Raw genomic sequence first — 16,285 nt, 5'->3', positions numbered from 1 at the left:
CGGGACGCGCACCGATCTCGCTCACGTCGAGATTCTCGATGTAGGCATCCTTGTCTTTGCTTCGCATGGGTTGCTCCATGATATTTAGTGCTCCAGAGCCCGGTAACGTTCACGCAACCGGTTGCGAATTCGAACGGCGGCGAGATTGAGTATGACGATCACCAGGACTAGTAACAACGCGGTGGCGTAGACCAGCGGCCGCGCGGCTTCGACGTTCGGGCTTTGGAAACCAACGTCGTAGATGTGAAAGCCCAGATGCATGAACTTGCGATCCAGATGCAGGTAGGGGAAGTTGCCATCCAGCGGCAGTGACGGCGCCAACTTCACCACACCGACCAGCATCAACGGCGCGACCTCTCCTGCAGCCCGCGCGATCGCCAGAATCAGACCTGTCATCATGGCCGGGCTGGACATGGGCAGAACGATCTTCCAAAGCGTCTCTGCCTTGGTGGCTCCCAGGGCCAGGCTGGCCTCACGAAGCGAGCGCGGAATGCGCGCCAGCCCCTCTTCCGTGGACACGATCACCACCGGCAAGGTCAGCAGCGCCAGGGTCAACGATGCCCAGAAGATACCGCCCGTGCCGAAGGTCGGCGACGGGAGCGCCGCCGGGAAAAAGAGTTGGTCGATGGAGCCGCCCAGGGCGTAGACAAAAAACCCGAGTCCGAACACGCCGTAGACGATGGAGGGCACGCCGGCCAGGTTGTTGACCGCGATGCGAATCACCCGTGTCACCACACCCTGCTTGGCGTATTCGCGCAGATACAGCGCGGCGACCACGCCGAAGGGTGTCACGAAAACGGACATCAGCATCACCATCAGCACCGTCCCGAAAATGGCCGGAAACACACCGCCCTCGGTATTGGCTTCTCGTGGATCGTCGCTGACGAACTCCCAGATCTTGGCGAAGTAGAACCGGAGCTTGCCCAGCAGGCTCATCGCATTGGGCCGATAACCCCGTACGACTTCGGCCAGTGACACGGTGACGGTTTGTTCGTTCTGCACCCGCACGGTAATGCTGTCACGCTCGATCGCCGCGTTCAGGGCATCCAGCTCCTGCTGCAACGCCCGGTATTCGGCGTTGAGTGTGTCCCGCTCCTGCTGAATACGCGCCAGGGCCTCATCCGTTACCCTGTTTTCCAGTTCGAGTCGTCGCTCGCGTAGACGCAGCTGCTCTAACTCGTAGTTGACCGAGCCGATGGCGCCTTCCTGGATGTGTTCGATCTGGTGGTACAGGTCGCGCGCACGCGCATGCCGCGTCTTGAACACGGACCAGAGGTCATCCCCCTCGCCAGCAATCGGCTCGCCATGCTCGCTGACCGAAATCAGATAGCCGTAAAGATCACCCCACTCCAGCCGTTCGAACACGCTCAGCGTTTCAGGAGTCGTCCGCTGCTGAATCCAGTCGTCCAGTAAATAGCGGAAATCTGCGCCGTAAACATCACGATTGGCGACCTTGACCAGCCGCCGTTCGTAGAACTCCTGATCGCCGTCCACCGGTATCCCGGCAGATTGCAACCGCGCCGTGCTCACCGTTTCGCTGTAGCCCAGCTGTGCGATCAGTGGTCTCGGCGCCTCTCCCGGTTCGACATACACCGCCTCGATGATCGGAGCGGGCCAGAAGTGACCGAGACCGCGAATGGCGATGAGCGCCAGCAGCCCCACCACCATGAGTCCGGACAAGGCCACTGCACCACCGGTAAACCAGACCCAGGGCTGCCCGGAGGCATACCACTCGGAAAAGCTGCCGGCGCGCGTGCGGGTAATCGACTTCTGCTGGCTCATAGCGTGCTGTACTTACGGCGGAGCCGCTGACGAACGACTTCCGCCAGCGTGTTGAAGAAGAATGTGAACAGGAACAGCACCAAGCCCGACAGGAACAACAGTCGGAAGTGCGTACTGCCCACCTCGGACTCCGGCATCTCGACGGCGATATTCGCCGACAGCGTCCGCATGCCCTGGAAGATGCTCATGTCCATAATCGGCGTATTGCCGGTGGCCATCAGCACGATCATCGTCTCGCCCACGGCGCGGCCCATACCAATCATGACCGCAGAAAACATGCCGGGGCTCGCGGTTGGCAACACCACCCGGACCAGGGTCTGCCAGGGTGTGGCCCCCAACGCCAGCGAGCCCTGCGACAGCTGCTTGGGAACCGAGAACACCGCGTCCTCAGCAATGGAGAAAATCGTCGGGATGACGGCGAAGCCCATCGCCAAGCCCACGACCAAGGCATTGCGCTGGTCGTAGGTAATACCCATCTCGTTATTCAGCCACAACGGCATGCTGCCACCAAACAACGCCGCCTCGACCGGGCGCGATAGCGCGAAGGCCAGCCAGCCGATGAACACGACCACAGGAATCAGCAGCGCGGGCACCCAGCCGTCGGGGACACGATGCCGAATCGATGCCGGAAACCGTGTCCACAGGAAGCCCGACAGCGGAATCGCCAGCGGCAACATCAAAATCAGCAGAAAAGCCCCGGGCATATTCAGTTCAAGCACCGGCGCCAGCCACAACCCCGCGAGAAAGCCCAGAATCACCGTGGGCAAGGCCTCCATGATCTCGATGGTGGGCTTAACGATTTGACGCAACTCGGGCGACATGAAATACGCCGTGTAGATCGCGCCACATATTGCCAGCGGCATGGCGAACAGCATGGCGTAGAACGCGGCTTTAAGCGTTCCAAACGACAGCGGCATCAAACTGAACTTGGGTTCAAAATCGCTGGTGGCCGACGAGGACTGCCAGACGTAATCGGGCTCGGGGTAGCTCTCGTACCAGACCTTGCCCCACAGCGAACTCAAGGACACTTCCGGGTGTTCGTTGTGGACGTCGTACACCGACACCTGCCCGTCCCGGCTCGTCACGAGCAGACGATCGGCTCTCGGGGCCAGTGCAATGTCGGCGATGGGGCCGTCCATCACGGCCTCATTGAGCAATTGCCGGTGTGAGGTCGCGTAATAGATCGCCACTCGACCCTCGGCGTCTGCCGCGACAAAGCCTCGGCGCCGTTGCTCAATATCCAGCGCCGACACCATGGCCTCGCCCGGTGCCTCGAACTCGCGCACTTTCTGCAAGCGCCAGCCCGCGCCTTCGTCGCGCACGGGGAAGAGCTGCGTAATGCGACCGTCGGACGTCGTCACCAGCAGCGAGATGCCTCCGTTGAGGTACCGCGCATCGACGACGTGAGCACCGTCGCCCGCCACCGTCACGGGTCCGAGACGTTCCGGACGATCCAGGCGACGGATGTTCGTGGTGACCACCTCGCCCGCATCGGTGAGGACGTGTAGCCAGTTCTCGGCGGGATCTAGCAGCAGTCGCTCGATGCGCTGATCAGGCGGCAAATCCAGGCGCAGCGTCGCCTGCTCATCTGCAGTCAACTCACCGCTGCCACCAAACAGCCCCACTTCCTGGACATAGCGGACGAGTTCGATGCGACCATCCGGCATGGCCGCGGCGATGAGCAGCGACTCGGGACTGACGCGGACATCTAGCGACCGCACCTCACCCAGGCCCGTCTCGATCGGCTCCTCACCGTAGGGAAAATCAAGGCTGGAGACGACTCGGCGCCCCTGGTCATCAAATCGAATCTGATGGACTTCTTTGACGACCACCAGGCCGCCATTATCCAGCAGCAAGCCGAACACGCCGCGGTTCGAGTCAATCTGGTCGAAGGATGCGATTGACGCGCCTTCGGGAATCGGGATGCGTGACTCTCCGCGCAGCTCGCCGGTGAGCACGTCGAAATAACGGACCCGGCCATCGGTGCCAACATGCGTGGCCACCTCGGCCTGCTCCTCGACGGATAACAGCAAGGCAGGCTCGCCGATCGGATCAGCATATTCGGCGACCTTGTCCATGGACGCGGGCGCGAACAGTGGCAAGACCACCCAGGCGAGATAGAAGAAGATCAGCAAGATGGCGACCAACACGCCGATTCCGCCGATCCCGACGGCCACCGTGGCCATGCGGTCCTTGAAGTAGCGCCACTGGATCAGGCGGTCGCTACCGGCGCGATCGTCCTTGTCCAGCCCTGGATGCTTGCCTCGGGATGTCTGTTCCATGCTCGAAGTCTAATCAGCACCGGTGACAGTCGGATGACTACCCGGCTCGCCCTGCCCGTGGCCGATGTCGCGACGGGCAGGACGATAAAACCGAACGCTGACCTGATCGAATCGACCAGGCCGGCGTCAGACTGCAATGCAATCGACTAGAAGTCGAATTGCATCCGTGCGGTAACCGCATTCGGCTCGTCACTGCCTTCTGCCACATCGGCCGCGATGTAGTTCAGCATGAAGCGAACCTGCGGGTTCATGTACCAATTCAGGCCCAGCGTGACCGACTCCACTTCGAAGTCATTGCTGTCGTTTTCCACGTAGTCGTACCGGGCAGCGATCTCATACGCACCATGAGGCTTGCGCGGTTTTACGCGACCAAACTTACCGGTCTTGGCGTTGAATGGACGCGACTCTCCTGTCAGGAAGTAGCTGGTGGTGGCGTAAAACGCTGCGACATCCTGCTCGACCGTTTCGGTTTCGAAAGTGCCGCCCAGGTATTCGGCCTGCACCGACAGCGGACCCGCGATACTCGCGAACTCAAGCGCAAAAATCGTCGACTCGGACCGCTCTCCGGTGTTGATGTTGACGATATCCGGACGGGACGCATCAGAGAGATGGCCGGCCGCCCGTACACGAACGCGGTTACGACCTTCGATGCCGCCGGTGACGAGCGCCGAACCGCCCACGTGCAAGGTGACGTCCTCGCTCAGTGAAGGCGAGAAAATCACGCGGGCCGATCCGCCGACGCCTTCCGTGGTGCCGCTGCCACCATCTGCATCTTCATCCTGATAGGCATTGAATGCAGAGATGCCAAAGCCCAGTGCGTTGTAATGACCCCAGTAGCCAACACCCACCTGATACGACGGTGAGAAGCTGGTCAGATAAGAGCGCTCCATAAACGTCGTATAGCGGGAGCTGGTCAGGTTCTCCATCGTGAAATACTGCTTGAACTGACCGATGGTGAGCTTACCGCCTGCGACTGCCATCTGCAGGTAGGCGTCCTTGGTCACGGTATCACCATCCGCAAAATCAACTTCGATCTTGTAGCCGAGCCCGTGAATCTTGCCCTTTGAGTGCAGCCGGAGGCGACGGAACTCGGTGCCACTCGCGTTATCGGCGGTATCGTTGTCGAAGACAGCGGCATCCAGCATCAGCCGGCCACCAAACTCCCCAACAAAGCTGCCATCGTCTGACTTGACCTTGATACCGCCCTTGGTCGAGACCGTATCCGCCAGCGCGGGCTGCGCAATCAAACCGGTGGCACAGGCCGCCAGCGCCATTCCCTTGATGATCTTAATCACTACCGTACTCCCAGTGTCTTGTCGGAACCTGCGGCTCCCCTGTCAAAAGAAAGCGGGAGACCCCATCAGAGCCTCCCGCCAGGTCTCGCACGAACTTGCCGGCTGGTCTATTTGACCTTGGCCAGTTCCTTCGCAGCCTGGGCCGCAGGCAGCGGAATATACCCGTCCTTGAGCACAACTTCCTGCCCAACCTTCGAGAGCACCATGCTCAGAAACTCCACCTCCAACGGCGACATCGGCTTGTTGGGGTGCTTGTTGACGTAGACGTAGAGCACGCGGGCAAGCGGATACTTGCCGGCAATGGCGTTGTCCGGGGTCGGCGCATAGAGCTTGCCGCCCGCTTTCTTCGACAGGGGCAGCGCGCGCACGCCGGAGGTCACGTAGCCCGTACCCGAGTACCCGATGGCGTTCAGGCCGGTGGCGACGGACTGCACGACGGAGGCCGAGCCCGGCTGCTCGTTCACGTTATTGCGATAGTCGCCTTTGCAAAGCGCGACCTTCTTGAAATAACCATACGTTCCGGACACGGAATTACGGCCGTAGAGCTGGATCGGGCGGTCCGTCCAAGCGCCTGTCAACCCAAGCTGTCCCCAGCGATCCACAGCGGTATCGGCCCCGCACTTGAGCGTGGAGGAGAACACGGCGTCGACCTGCGGCAGTGACATGCCTTCGATCGGGTTGTCCTTGTTGACGAACAGGGCCAGGGCATCGATAGCCACACCCACCGGCGTCGGCTTGTAGCCGAACTTGCGCTCAAACGCCTCGATCTCGCCGTCTTTCATACGACGACTCATCGGACCCAGGTTGGCCGTCCCCTCGGTCAGGGCCGGCGGTGCGGTTGATGAGCCCGCGGCCTGGACCTGGATATTGACGTTCGGGTACAGCCGCTTGAACTCCTCGGTCCACAGCGTCATCAGGTTAGCGAGCGTATCCGAGCCCACGCTGGACAGGTTGCCAGCGACACCCTGGGCTTTCTGATAGGTCGGAAGATCTTCATCTACGCCGGCGGCTTGAACCGACAGTGGCAGCGCGACGGCCGCGCTGAAGGCGACCAGGCAATGTCTGAATTTCATGGGAATGTCCTAGGGGGTTGATGCGTGTACCAGCCATGAGGCTAGTCGCGAGGCGTGTGAAGGCTATGAAGCGTGTGTGACAGTTTTGTGACAGTCAGGCCGCTTTGTCCTGCAGGCGTTCCAGCGGAAAGTGACAGGTGAAACAACTGCCCTGGCCCTCCTCGCTTTCGATTTCCAGTTCTCCCTGGTGGCGCTCCAGGGCGTGCTTGACGATTGCCAGCCCCAGGCCCGTGCCACCGGTCTCCCGCGAGCGCGCCACATCGACCCGGTAGAAGCGCTCGGTCAATCGCGGCAAATCCTTGCTAGACACGCCGATACCCGTGTCCCGGACACTGAAATGCGCACCGCGCTCATCGCGCCACCAGCGCACGGTGATTGCACCGCCTTCCGGCGTGTACTGCAAGGCATTGAACACCAGATTCGACAAGCAGCTGTACAGCTCGCTACGCCGCCCTGTCACGAATACGCCAGGCTCGGCGGAAAAATCGAGCCGGTGCCGGCCCTGCGACAACTCCCGCGCCTCATCCTCCAGCTCACGGACGACATCGGCGATATCCACCGGTTCCAGGCCGACGTCCAGGGTCTTGGTTTCCAGCCGTGCCAGCTTGAGCAGATCGGTGATGATGCGCTGCATGCGATGGGCCTGACTGCGCATTTCGAGGATTGGCGTCCGCCAGCCGTCGAGCTCGCCCTCACCTTCCTGCTCCATCATGTCCAGATAACCGGACAAGACCGTCAGTGGCGTGCGCAGTTCATGGGAGGCATTGGCGACAAAATCACGCCGGGTCTGTTCCAGGCGATGCAGGTGCGATACATCGCGCGCGATGAGCAGTCGCTGCTGGTTGCCATAAGGCACGATGCGCACATTCAGGGTGACGTCCTCGTTGTTCGGCGCGGCAATTTCCACACCGCTGTCGTAGTCACCCGACTCGATATAGCGGTTGAAGTCGGGGCTGCGCAACAGAAAGCCGATGCGCTGGCCGACATCCCGCTGGGTTCCGAAACCCAGCAGGCGGCTGGCCGCCTGATTGAACCAGACAATCTCCTCATCGCGATTGATCACGACGGCCGCATCGGGCAATGCAGCGGTCGATGCCTGGAACTCCGAGACAATGGCCGCAAGCCGACGCTTGCGTTTGCGATTGCGCCGCTTGAGGCTGTAAATGCCCTCGAAGATAGACCCCCATAGCCCGGTGGCTTCGGGAATCTCACTGAGGCGGCCGCCCGCCAGCCATTTATTCAGCCGATAGGCCTGAACGGTGTGCCAGAACGCGTACGGTAACGCGGCCGCGCACAGTCCCCAGGCAACCGAATCTGTCCACGTACCGACGACCAGACCCAGCGCAGACCATAAGGCGATGCGCCGCAGTTCTCCCTGCCATGCAAGATCGGCAGTCACACCTTGGTCGAGAAGCGGTAACCGGTCCCGCGGACCGTCTGGATGTAATCGGCGAAACCGAACGGCGTCAACGCCTTGCGCAGACGGCGGATATGCACATCCACGGTGCGTTCCTCAACGTAGACGTTCTGGCCCCACACCCGGTCAAGAACCTGTTCTCGGGTGTAGACCCGCTCGGGGTTGCTGACGAAGAAATTCAGTAACCGGTACTCGGTGGGGCCGAGCTTCACGGCTTCACCATTTGCCGTCACGCGCTGGCTGGCGGTGTCGACCTCCAAGCCCTGAACCTCGATACGCTCATCGACGCCGCCCGGCAGGGCCCGCCGCAACACGGCCTGAATACGTGCCAGTAGCTCCGAGGTGGAGAATGGCTTGGCCATGTAGTCGTCGCTGCCTGTATTCAGGCCACGGACCTTGTCCTCTTCTTCGGCGCGAGCCGTCAGCATGATGATCGGCAGATCGCGCAAGTTGCTATCCGCGCGAATCTCACGTGCGAATTCGATCCCCGACACACCGGGCAGCATCCAGTCGAGTAGCAGCAGATCGGGTCGCCGGCTGGCCATCGCCAACCGCGCCTCCTGGACGTCGGCAGCCTCGGCCACGCTGAGCCCCTTGCGCTCCAGCGCGAACCGAACCATGTCCCGAATCGGGGCTTCGTCCTCAACGACGAGAATGTGCTTGCCTTGCATGAGTGGCGCTTTTGCTGAACGGGTGGTCACCGATCACGCACTCCCCCCGCGCTCACGGCGCGGAAACACTATGGCGATGAGATGACGAAACTGTGACAGTGTCATGATCCCGTGCCAAGCAAACCCATCACAACAGGCAAACGCCGCGATCGCCTCACAGCGCCGCCGAAACAATCTCTCTGACGTCGGCCGACAAATCCTGCTTGGCGGCAATCCGCTCAAGCTCGGTCCGCATCAAGCGCGCGCGCTCGCCCTCAATACGCGTCAGCTGCGTCAGCGGACGCACCAACCGGGAAGCGACCTGCGGATTGAGAGCGTCCATGGTCAGCACTTCGTCGGCGAGCAAGCGATAGCCCTCACCGTTGCCACGATGCAGTCCGGCAAAATGCCGCTGCCCGAATGCGCCGAACAACGCCCGTACGCGATTCGGCACGCCACGATCGTAATCCGGACGCTGGGCCAGCTCGGCAATACCTGCCGGTAGACCTTGGACCGCTGAAACCGCCTGCAATTGGAACCACTTGTCCATGGCCAAGGCCTCATCCGCCCAACGGTCGGCAAAGGCCTGGAATAGCTGGGCCCGCTCCGGGCGGTCCAGATCGTTCACGGCGGCCAGCGCCGCCATCCGGTCGGTGAGATTATCCGCGGTGGCGAGCAGGTCGCTGGCCAGGGCAACAGCCTTGTCGGCGTCGACCTGTGCCATCAACTGCAGGCAGGCAGCGCGCCGACGCCGACGATGGGCCTGCTGCGCGTCAAACCGATAGGGGCGTTCCGTCTCAGCGGCGAGATACCACGCTTCCAGTTGTTCCCGCAGGCCTTCGGCCACGGTGCGTCGCACGACGTTGTCGGCGACCAGCACCGCATCCACATCAACCCGTTCCAGCCCGTCCGTGAACTCGATCGTGCTCGGAATATCCAGCCATTCGCCCACGATGGGAGCCTCGGGGTCTGTCGCGGCCACGGCCTGGCAGAACGCCGACAGGCGTGCCTTGCCGCGAGCATCATCACCCTTGAGCACATCGGCAAACGCAGCGTGAATCAACCGCTGGCCGGCCTCCCAACGCGCAAACGCATCGTCTTCGGCGCGCATCAACAAGGCGAGATCCGCGTCAGGCTGTTCGAAATGCAGTCGAACCGGCGCGGAAAAACCACGGAGCACGGACAGCACCGGCCGCTCGGCCAGACCGGTCCATTGCACCTGGGCATTGGGCCGATCGAGCACGATGACACCGTCGTCGGTTTGACGTAGTTCGGACTGGGCTGGGCTGCTGACCCGCCCACCCGATTGATCGAACAAGGCGACGCTTAGCGGTATCGGTGCGGGCTTCTTATCGGGCTGGCCGCGCGTGGCCGCCAACTGCTGATTCAGCGTCAGTCGGTAGGTGCCTGTCGATGCATCCCACTGATCCCGCACCTGCACGAGCGGCGTACCTGCCTGGGCATACCAGATGCGGAAGGCGGATAAATCAGCTCCGCTGCCGGCCTCAATGGCCGCGACGAAATCTTCGATCGTGACGGCTTGGCCATCATGACGGTCGAAATAAACATCCATGCCGCGGCGGAAACCCGCCTCGCCGACCAGGGTCCGCATCATGCGGATCACCTCCGAGCCCTTCTCATACACCGTCGCGGTGTAGAAGTTGTTCATCTCGACGTAGGACTCGGGACGCACCGGATGCGCCATCGGACCGGCATCTTCCGGAAATTGGAAGGCCCGCAATCCGCGCACCTGTTCGACGCGCGCCACGGCGGGGTCGTTCACGGTCTCCGAGAACTGTTGTTCGCGGAAGACCGTCAAGCCCTCCTTGAGACTGAGCTGGAACCAATCACGACAGGTGATCCGATTGCCGGTCCAGTTATGGAAGTACTCATGGGCAATCACATCACGCACCACGCGATAGCCGGCATCGGTGGCGGTATCGGGGTCGGCGAGCAAGCAGCTCGTATTGAAGATGTTGAGGCCCTTGTTCTCCATCGCCCCCATGTTGAACGCGCCGGCCGCGACAATGAGATAACGGTCCAGGTCGTATTCACGGCCGTAGTGAATCTCGTCCCAGCGCATGGATTCGATTAGCGACTCGAGCGCAAAGCCCAAGCGCTGGCCCTGACCTTGGTCGGCGTAAAGCTCCAGCGAGACCTGGCGTCCGGACGTGGTGGTGTATTCACCTGTCAGCTGTTCGAACGCACCGGCCACCAGTGCAAACAGGTAGCAAGGCTTGGGATGCGGATCTTCCCAGACAGCCTCATGGCGACCGCCATCCAGTGACCGGGACTCGATGCAGTTACCGTTGGACAGAAGCGTCGGGTAACGCGATGCATCCGCCTCGATGGTCACGCGATAACGCGACAACACATCGGGACGATCCGGGAAATAGGTGATGCGCCGAAACCCGGTGGCCTCACACTGGGTCACCAGGTAAGGACCGCAGGCGTAGAGCCCCTCCAGCGCCGTGTTCTGCTCGGGGTGGATACGAACCTGGGTGGTTAATTGGCATCGATCCGGCAATCCGTTGACCACCAAACCGCCCTCGCCAACCTCGTAGTCGGTCCAGGGCTGACCATCGACCACCAATGAGAGCAGCGTCAGATCATCGCCATCCAGCGTTAGCGCCTCCTGGGTACCGGGCGTTGAGCGCGCCAGTTCTAGGGTGGCCGTCACCAGCGTTTCGCCGTCGCGGATGTCGAAATGCAATTGCGTTTGATCGACCAGGAACAGCGGAGCCTGGTAATCCCGAAGATACTTAACTTGCGTGGAGGTATTGCGCATGGAAATTCTGTGGGTGGTTGGGCACCAGAATCGGTGCGCCAGCGACGAGCGCCTTAGCGCTGTCGCAGAATGACGGAACCGGCCGAGTAGCCCGCGCCAAACGCGCAGAGCACGGCCACGTCGCCTGCAGCCAGGCCGCTCTTGTATTTATGGAAAGCGATGACAGAACCAGCGGAGCTGGTGTTGGCGTACTCATCCAGCACGACCGGCGCTTCCTGATCACTGGGCTCACGACCCAGCAAGCGCTTGCTGATCAGCTGATTCATGTTGAGATTGGCTTGGTGCAACCAGAACCGTCGCACTTCGGCAGGGGCCAGATCATGCGCGCCAAGATGCGAGCCGATCAGTTCCACCACCATCGGCACGACGTCCTTGAACACACGTCGCCCCTCCTGGATGAACAGCCGGTCATCTGCGGAGCGCGGCGTGATCTCTGCCCGATTCAGAAAGCCCGCGTTGTTACGGATATTGCTGGAAAAATGGGTCTTGAGACGGGTGCCGATCACCTCGAAGCCGCCATCGCGCGCATCATCCGCGCGCTCCAGCACCACCGCGGTGCAGGCGTCCCCGAAAATGAAGTGGCTATCGCGATCACGGAAATTCAGGTGGCCTGAACAAATCTCGGGATTCACCATCAGCACACAGCGAGCGTGTCCGGCACTCAGCGCGTCCACGGCAGCCTGAATGCCGAAGGTGGCCGAGGCACAGGCCACGTTCATGTCATAGGCATAACCACCGCAGCCGAGATAGTGCTGAATCTCCACGGCGACCGCGGGGTATGAGCGCTGCATGTTGGACGCGGCGCACAGCACGGCGTCGACATCTGCTGGTTCACGGCCCGCCTCGGCCAGGGCCTCACGCGCGGCGGCCACGGCCATCTCGCACATCTGCGAGGGTTCATCATTGCCGCGGGTGGGCAGCTGCGGCCGCATGATCTCAGGGTCGAGGATGCCCTTCTTATCCAGGACATGCCGACTGCGGATGCCAGAGGCTTTGACGATGAATTCCGCGTTGGAGAGGGGTTTGGGTTCCACCTTGCCAGCAGCAATCGCCTCGGCATGTTCGGTGTTATACCGCGTCGCCCAGATGTTGAAGCACTCGACCAGTTCTTCGTTGCTGATCGATTCAGGCGGGGTGTAGAGCCCCGTCCCGGAAATCACGATTTGAGTCATGTCGGGTTCCGACGAATTTCGCCGGATTCTATCCGATCAGCGGCCGAGGCGCGGTGTCTTCCCGATCAACCATTCCTGCCGCCAGCAATGCGCGCTCCACTGCGTACCGGGCGAGCGCCTCGCGGCGCACGCTCAGGTGCGACCCGCGGTACCACGTCGGTGCGTCCAGTCCCCAGTGTGCGGCCAGCCGTTGCACCTGAGCCGGCGGCACGAGCTGATCCGCAACCGCACCGAACACCGCGCAGCGGTCCGAGCGAATCATCGACGGTCTAGCCAGCGGAGACAGTGGATGCATCACACCCCGCATCATGGCTTCGGTCACACCCAGCGCTTCGATGGATCGCCTGGGCAACACGGGAAAATGTCGCCAGAGCACGTCAGCGGCGTCGGCAAGCGGGATCCCGGCAATCACGCAGTCCAGCTCGGCCTCGTAGGTCGCCAGTAGCGAAGCGTTGTAACCACCGAGGCTGTAGCCCAGCACCGCGATGCGCTCGGCCTGCTGCACCTGCTTGAGCCAGTGTACCGAAGCCCTGAGATCATGCAGTGCCTGGGTTTGTGCATGGACCAGATCAAGAAACTCGCCGCCGAGATAACCATCGCCGCTCCGCCGGCCGATGCGACGTGGTCCATGTAGCGGCAGCACCGGCAGCAGCACGTTCAGTCCCAGACGCTCGTGCAACCACCGGGGCGAGAACAGCGACAAATCGATGCCCGGCACTCCCATCCGATACCCGTGGATCGCAATCAACCAAGGCCTGGGTCCATCATCATGCTGCAGCATCCAGGCATGCATGTGCCGGGGGCCGTCATGCGCCATGTAGCGAGCGGCGGCCGGTAGCCCCGCATGCGGCTGAAACCCGCTGGTCCAGCGTAAATGCACAAAGGATTGCCCCATCACCCTGCGTTGCCGGCTGCTCACATCCGAGGGCAGCGGCGGTGCCCGGTGAAACTGGGCCGGATTGGTGATCCATCCCCGCGCCCGCATCAGGGCATCAGCGTCGATCATTTCACGGGCGATGCGATGGGCATTGCCGGGACCGGGAATCTGGGCCGTGCCTACGAAATAGCCCAGCAAGGCGTTATCCAATGCCACCTTAGCCGACAGCGCGATGCTGGCCGGCGGATTCGGAACCCCCGCCGGGCGTAGCTGCTCCACCGTCGCCAGCCACCCGGAGCTCAGCAGGATCCCCACAGCTAGCCCGGCAAGCAGCCAGGCCCACCACCCCAGTGCCCAGCCCGCAAACGGCAGCAACACCACCCCCAGCACGCTTCCAATGGCCATGAGCTGATGCGGCCGGCTGTCACCTGCGTGGAGCCAGGCACTGGTACTGCCCGTGACCAGCAACAGTGCAACCGGCACCAGCAGTACGGCGCCCCACAGCGCTGCCTGCAGTGACAGGACCAACCAGATCAATGCCGCCAGGATGGCAGGGATCGCGCGCCACTGACGCGCTCGATGAATCAGTACCGTGTCCAATGTCAGGCCGGCGCAAACAGACTTAGCGTCAAGGCCAGAGTGCCCGACCAGATCAGCAAACCGCCCCAGTGCCAGGGCCGACCGCGGTGCTGGCCGAGCACGGCAACCACGCCACCGGCGGTCATGACACCGAACAAGCCCGTGGTCACGAACAGCAGCCGCAGTTCCTGCTGTAACTGGGGCTCACGTCCGAGGTACAGCACGTAGATCAGACAAACCACGGCCAGCACGACGGTTAGCACGGCCGAGAGCGCCATCATGGCGCAGTTCAGGTAGTAGAGGTAACGCATGGGACCTGCATTTCCGAATTCTGAAAACAGCAGTGCAGCGGTTGGCGTCAGTGCCCTCCGTCTGCGGTGGGACTAGCGACGACGCTCGGACGGCGTGCGACGCGCCCCTCGCCGACCTGCCTTGCGTGTCGTACCGACCACACGCTTGGCAACCTTGGGCTGAAGCAAGGCCACCTTGACCAAGGTCGATGCCAACGTCTGCATGATCTTGTCGCGATAACGGAACACGCTGCCCACAAGCTTCAGCGGTCGCTCATTCATGACCACCAGCTGGTCGTCCGGCTCCTCGCCGTACCGCACGGTAAAGCTCATACGGATATCGAGCCGCTCGGGATTGCGTTGTGCCTTCGTTCTCGCCATGACAGCCTGATTAGACTGCATCCCAGCCCAAACTTCGAGCCATGCCAACAGTACCCAAGCCTACGGACCGTCTCGTCGTCTTTGCTCACGGCATGGAAAGCGGCCCCTGGGGCACCAAGATTCAAGCCCTGGCCGAGGTTGCACGCCAGCACCATTTCGCTGTCGAGAGCCCCGACTACCGGCACACGCAAGACCCCCAGGCCCGCGTCGACCAGCTACGTGCGCTGGCTCCGCGCGCGCAGCAGCTGGTGCTTTGCGGCTCATCCATGGGGGGCTATGTCAGCGCTCATGCCTGTGAGGCCCTGCAACCGAATGGCTTGTTTCTGCTGGCCCCTGCGCTTTACTACCCGGGTTTCGACGAGGAACCCAGCGGCATCCCCAGACACAGCGCCGTGGTCCATGGCTGGCAGGACGACATCATCCCGCCCGCGTCGGCCATTCGCTTTGCGCAAACGCACCAAGCCGAATTGCACCTGGTTCAAGACAGTCATCGCCTGATCGACGCCCTGCCGCTCATCGAGCAGTTATTCGATCGGTTTCTGACGCGCCTGGTCGCCGGCACGGACGCCGTTTCGCCTTAGTCCGGGTCCTGTGTCGCAACGGCCTTGAAGCCCTGAGCGAATTCTGGAGGCATGCGCCGCGGGCGTCCGGTTTGCAGATCCACGCAGGCCCATTGCGTTGTGCCGCGTAGCACGGTCACGCCATCTGCGGCCCGAATAATCTGATACGCCCGGTCCATGGTCGCACGCCCCGGGTTGGCTGCAATCCACGTCGCAATGTGCAATTCGTCGCCCACATGGGTGGCGCGCAAATAATCCAACGTATGGCGACGCGCCACGAACGCCGCATTAATGCGTTGGTACAGCGCCCAGTCCAGACCGAGTGCTTCGGAATGCGCCCAGGCCACTGCCTCCAGCCATCCGAGATACACCACATTGTTCGTGTGTCCGAGTCGATCGATATCGGCCTCACCCACCCGCCGGACCTCGACGTACGGATCGGGCACATCGAAAGACGGGCTGGCTGGAGTCGAGGATGCGGTGGTTGTTGTCATGCCACCAGTCTATCCACCCCGAATGCATGGATGCGAGTCGGCGCCGGCCGGCCGCGTGGTTGTTCGAATGCCCGACCCAGCTTGAGGATCCCCTGCATGGCGCCTACAATTAGGACCAATTAAGTCCTCTTTCCAAGAAGGAGTGTCGGTCCTTGCTACGGCTATCCAAACTGACTGATTACGGCACGGTCATCATGACCACGCTGGCGCAAAGCGATTGTCGGCGCAGCGCAACCGATTTGGCGGCCGCCGCGAACCTGCCGGTGGATGCGGCACGCAAGGTCTTGAAAGACCTCGCGCGCGCCGGCCTGGTGCAGTCGGAACGTGGAGCCCATGGCGGCTACGCGCTGGCCCGCCCGGCAGCCGATATCTCGGTCACCGCCATCATCGAAGCCATCGAAGGCCCGATCGCTTTAACCGAGTGCTCGATCCACGACCATCGCTGCGAGATCGAGCAGTCCTGTGGTGCCCGTAGCAACTGGCACTTGATTAACCGCGCCGTGCGCATGGCATTGGAACAGGTGTCGTTGGCCGACATGGCCTCTCCAGGGTCAGGGCGGATTGCCGCCTTGGCCCGTCGCTTTGCGCCGCCCGCCCCGGTCACCGTGCCGGCCGATTCGATTCAACGTATGACAAGAGCTTGAT

14 protein-coding genes are annotated in these 16,285 nt (G+C 62.0%); 2 read left to right on the top strand and 12 right to left on the bottom strand.

The features are described 5' to 3' along the window. Positions 1-84 precede the first annotated feature (84 nt). The 11 genes from pstA to DEH80_RS02585 form a co-directional block, all read right to left on the bottom strand. Positions 85-1,782 carry a phosphate ABC transporter permease PstA gene (gene pstA / locus DEH80_RS02635; protein WP_109718911.1) on the bottom strand — a complete coding sequence of 566 codons (1,698 nt, stop codon included), beginning with the start codon at positions 1,780-1,782 and terminating at the stop codon, positions 85-87. After that, positions 1,779-4,064: an ABC transporter permease subunit gene (locus tag DEH80_RS02630; protein WP_109718910.1), complete on the bottom strand. Its 2,286-nt coding sequence runs from the start codon at positions 4,062-4,064 to the stop codon at positions 1,779-1,781. Before DEH80_RS02630 ends, pstA begins: the two co-directional genes overlap by 4 nt. Positions 4,065-4,210: 146 nt before the next feature. After that, positions 4,211-5,359 carry an OprO/OprP family phosphate-selective porin gene (locus tag DEH80_RS02625; RefSeq protein ID WP_133249089.1) on the bottom strand — a complete coding sequence of 383 codons (1,149 nt, stop codon included), beginning with the start codon at positions 5,357-5,359 and terminating at the stop codon, positions 4,211-4,213. Between the two features lie 107 nt (positions 5,360-5,466). Further along, the gene (locus tag DEH80_RS02620) at positions 5,467-6,432 is read right to left on the bottom strand and encodes a PstS family phosphate ABC transporter substrate-binding protein (RefSeq protein WP_109718908.1); all 966 of its coding nucleotides are present in this window, start codon (positions 6,430-6,432) and stop codon (positions 5,467-5,469) included. A gap of 94 nt (positions 6,433-6,526) precedes the next feature. Further along, positions 6,527-7,831, bottom strand: coding sequence for a phosphate regulon sensor histidine kinase PhoR (gene phoR / locus DEH80_RS02615; protein ID WP_109718907.1), 1,305 nt, complete (start codon positions 7,829-7,831; stop codon positions 6,527-6,529). Then, entirely contained in the window at positions 7,828-8,520 is a 693-nt protein-coding gene (phoB, locus tag DEH80_RS02610; RefSeq protein ID WP_109718906.1) for a phosphate regulon transcriptional regulator PhoB, read from the bottom strand. The genes phoR and phoB overlap by 4 nt, the downstream gene beginning before the upstream one ends. A 154-nt stretch (positions 8,521-8,674) precedes the next feature. After that, positions 8,675-11,287: an aminopeptidase N gene (gene pepN, locus DEH80_RS02605; protein WP_109718905.1), complete on the bottom strand. Its 2,613-nt coding sequence runs from the start codon at positions 11,285-11,287 to the stop codon at positions 8,675-8,677. 53 nt (positions 11,288-11,340) lie between these two features. Next, the gene (locus DEH80_RS02600; protein WP_109718904.1) at positions 11,341-12,459 is read right to left on the bottom strand and encodes a beta-ketoacyl-ACP synthase III; all 1,119 of its coding nucleotides are present in this window, start codon (positions 12,457-12,459) and stop codon (positions 11,341-11,343) included. Positions 12,460-12,487: 28 nt separating this feature from the next. Then, positions 12,488-13,936, bottom strand: a complete 1,449-nt coding sequence (locus DEH80_RS02595) for an alpha/beta hydrolase family protein (RefSeq protein ID WP_109718903.1) — start codon at positions 13,934-13,936, stop codon at positions 12,488-12,490. Between the two features lie 2 nt (positions 13,937-13,938). After that, positions 13,939-14,226, bottom strand: a complete 288-nt coding sequence (locus tag DEH80_RS02590) for a hypothetical protein (protein ID WP_109718902.1) — start codon at positions 14,224-14,226, stop codon at positions 13,939-13,941. Between the two features lie 72 nt (positions 14,227-14,298). Continuing rightward, positions 14,299-14,586, bottom strand: coding sequence for a hypothetical protein (locus tag DEH80_RS02585; RefSeq protein WP_133249088.1), 288 nt, complete (start codon positions 14,584-14,586; stop codon positions 14,299-14,301). 41 nt (positions 14,587-14,627) lie between these two features. Here DEH80_RS02585 and DEH80_RS02580 point away from each other — a divergent pair, with 41 nt between their 5' ends. Beyond that, on the top strand, positions 14,628-15,167 hold the full coding sequence (locus tag DEH80_RS02580; protein ID WP_109718900.1) for a YqiA/YcfP family alpha/beta fold hydrolase: 540 nt from the start codon (positions 14,628-14,630) through the stop codon (positions 15,165-15,167). On the opposite strand, the gene DEH80_RS02575 is transcribed toward DEH80_RS02580, so the two are convergent. Then, entirely contained in the window at positions 15,164-15,640 is a 477-nt protein-coding gene (locus DEH80_RS02575; protein ID WP_109718899.1) for an acyl-CoA thioesterase, read from the bottom strand. The genes DEH80_RS02580 and DEH80_RS02575 overlap by 4 nt on opposite strands. A gap of 152 nt (positions 15,641-15,792) precedes the next feature. Here DEH80_RS02575 and DEH80_RS02570 point away from each other — a divergent pair, with 152 nt between their 5' ends. Next, positions 15,793-16,284, top strand: coding sequence for an SUF system Fe-S cluster assembly regulator (locus tag DEH80_RS02570; RefSeq protein WP_109718898.1), 492 nt, complete (start codon positions 15,793-15,795; stop codon positions 16,282-16,284). Position 16,285: the final 1 nt, after the last annotated feature.

The sequence above is a fragment of the Abyssibacter profundi genome, from assembly GCF_003151135.1.
Classification (GTDB): Bacteria; Pseudomonadota; Gammaproteobacteria; order Nevskiales; family OUC007; genus Abyssibacter; species Abyssibacter profundi.
The sequence above is the reverse complement of the archived record's forward strand: the minus strand, read 5'-3'. Positions and strand labels throughout refer to the sequence as shown.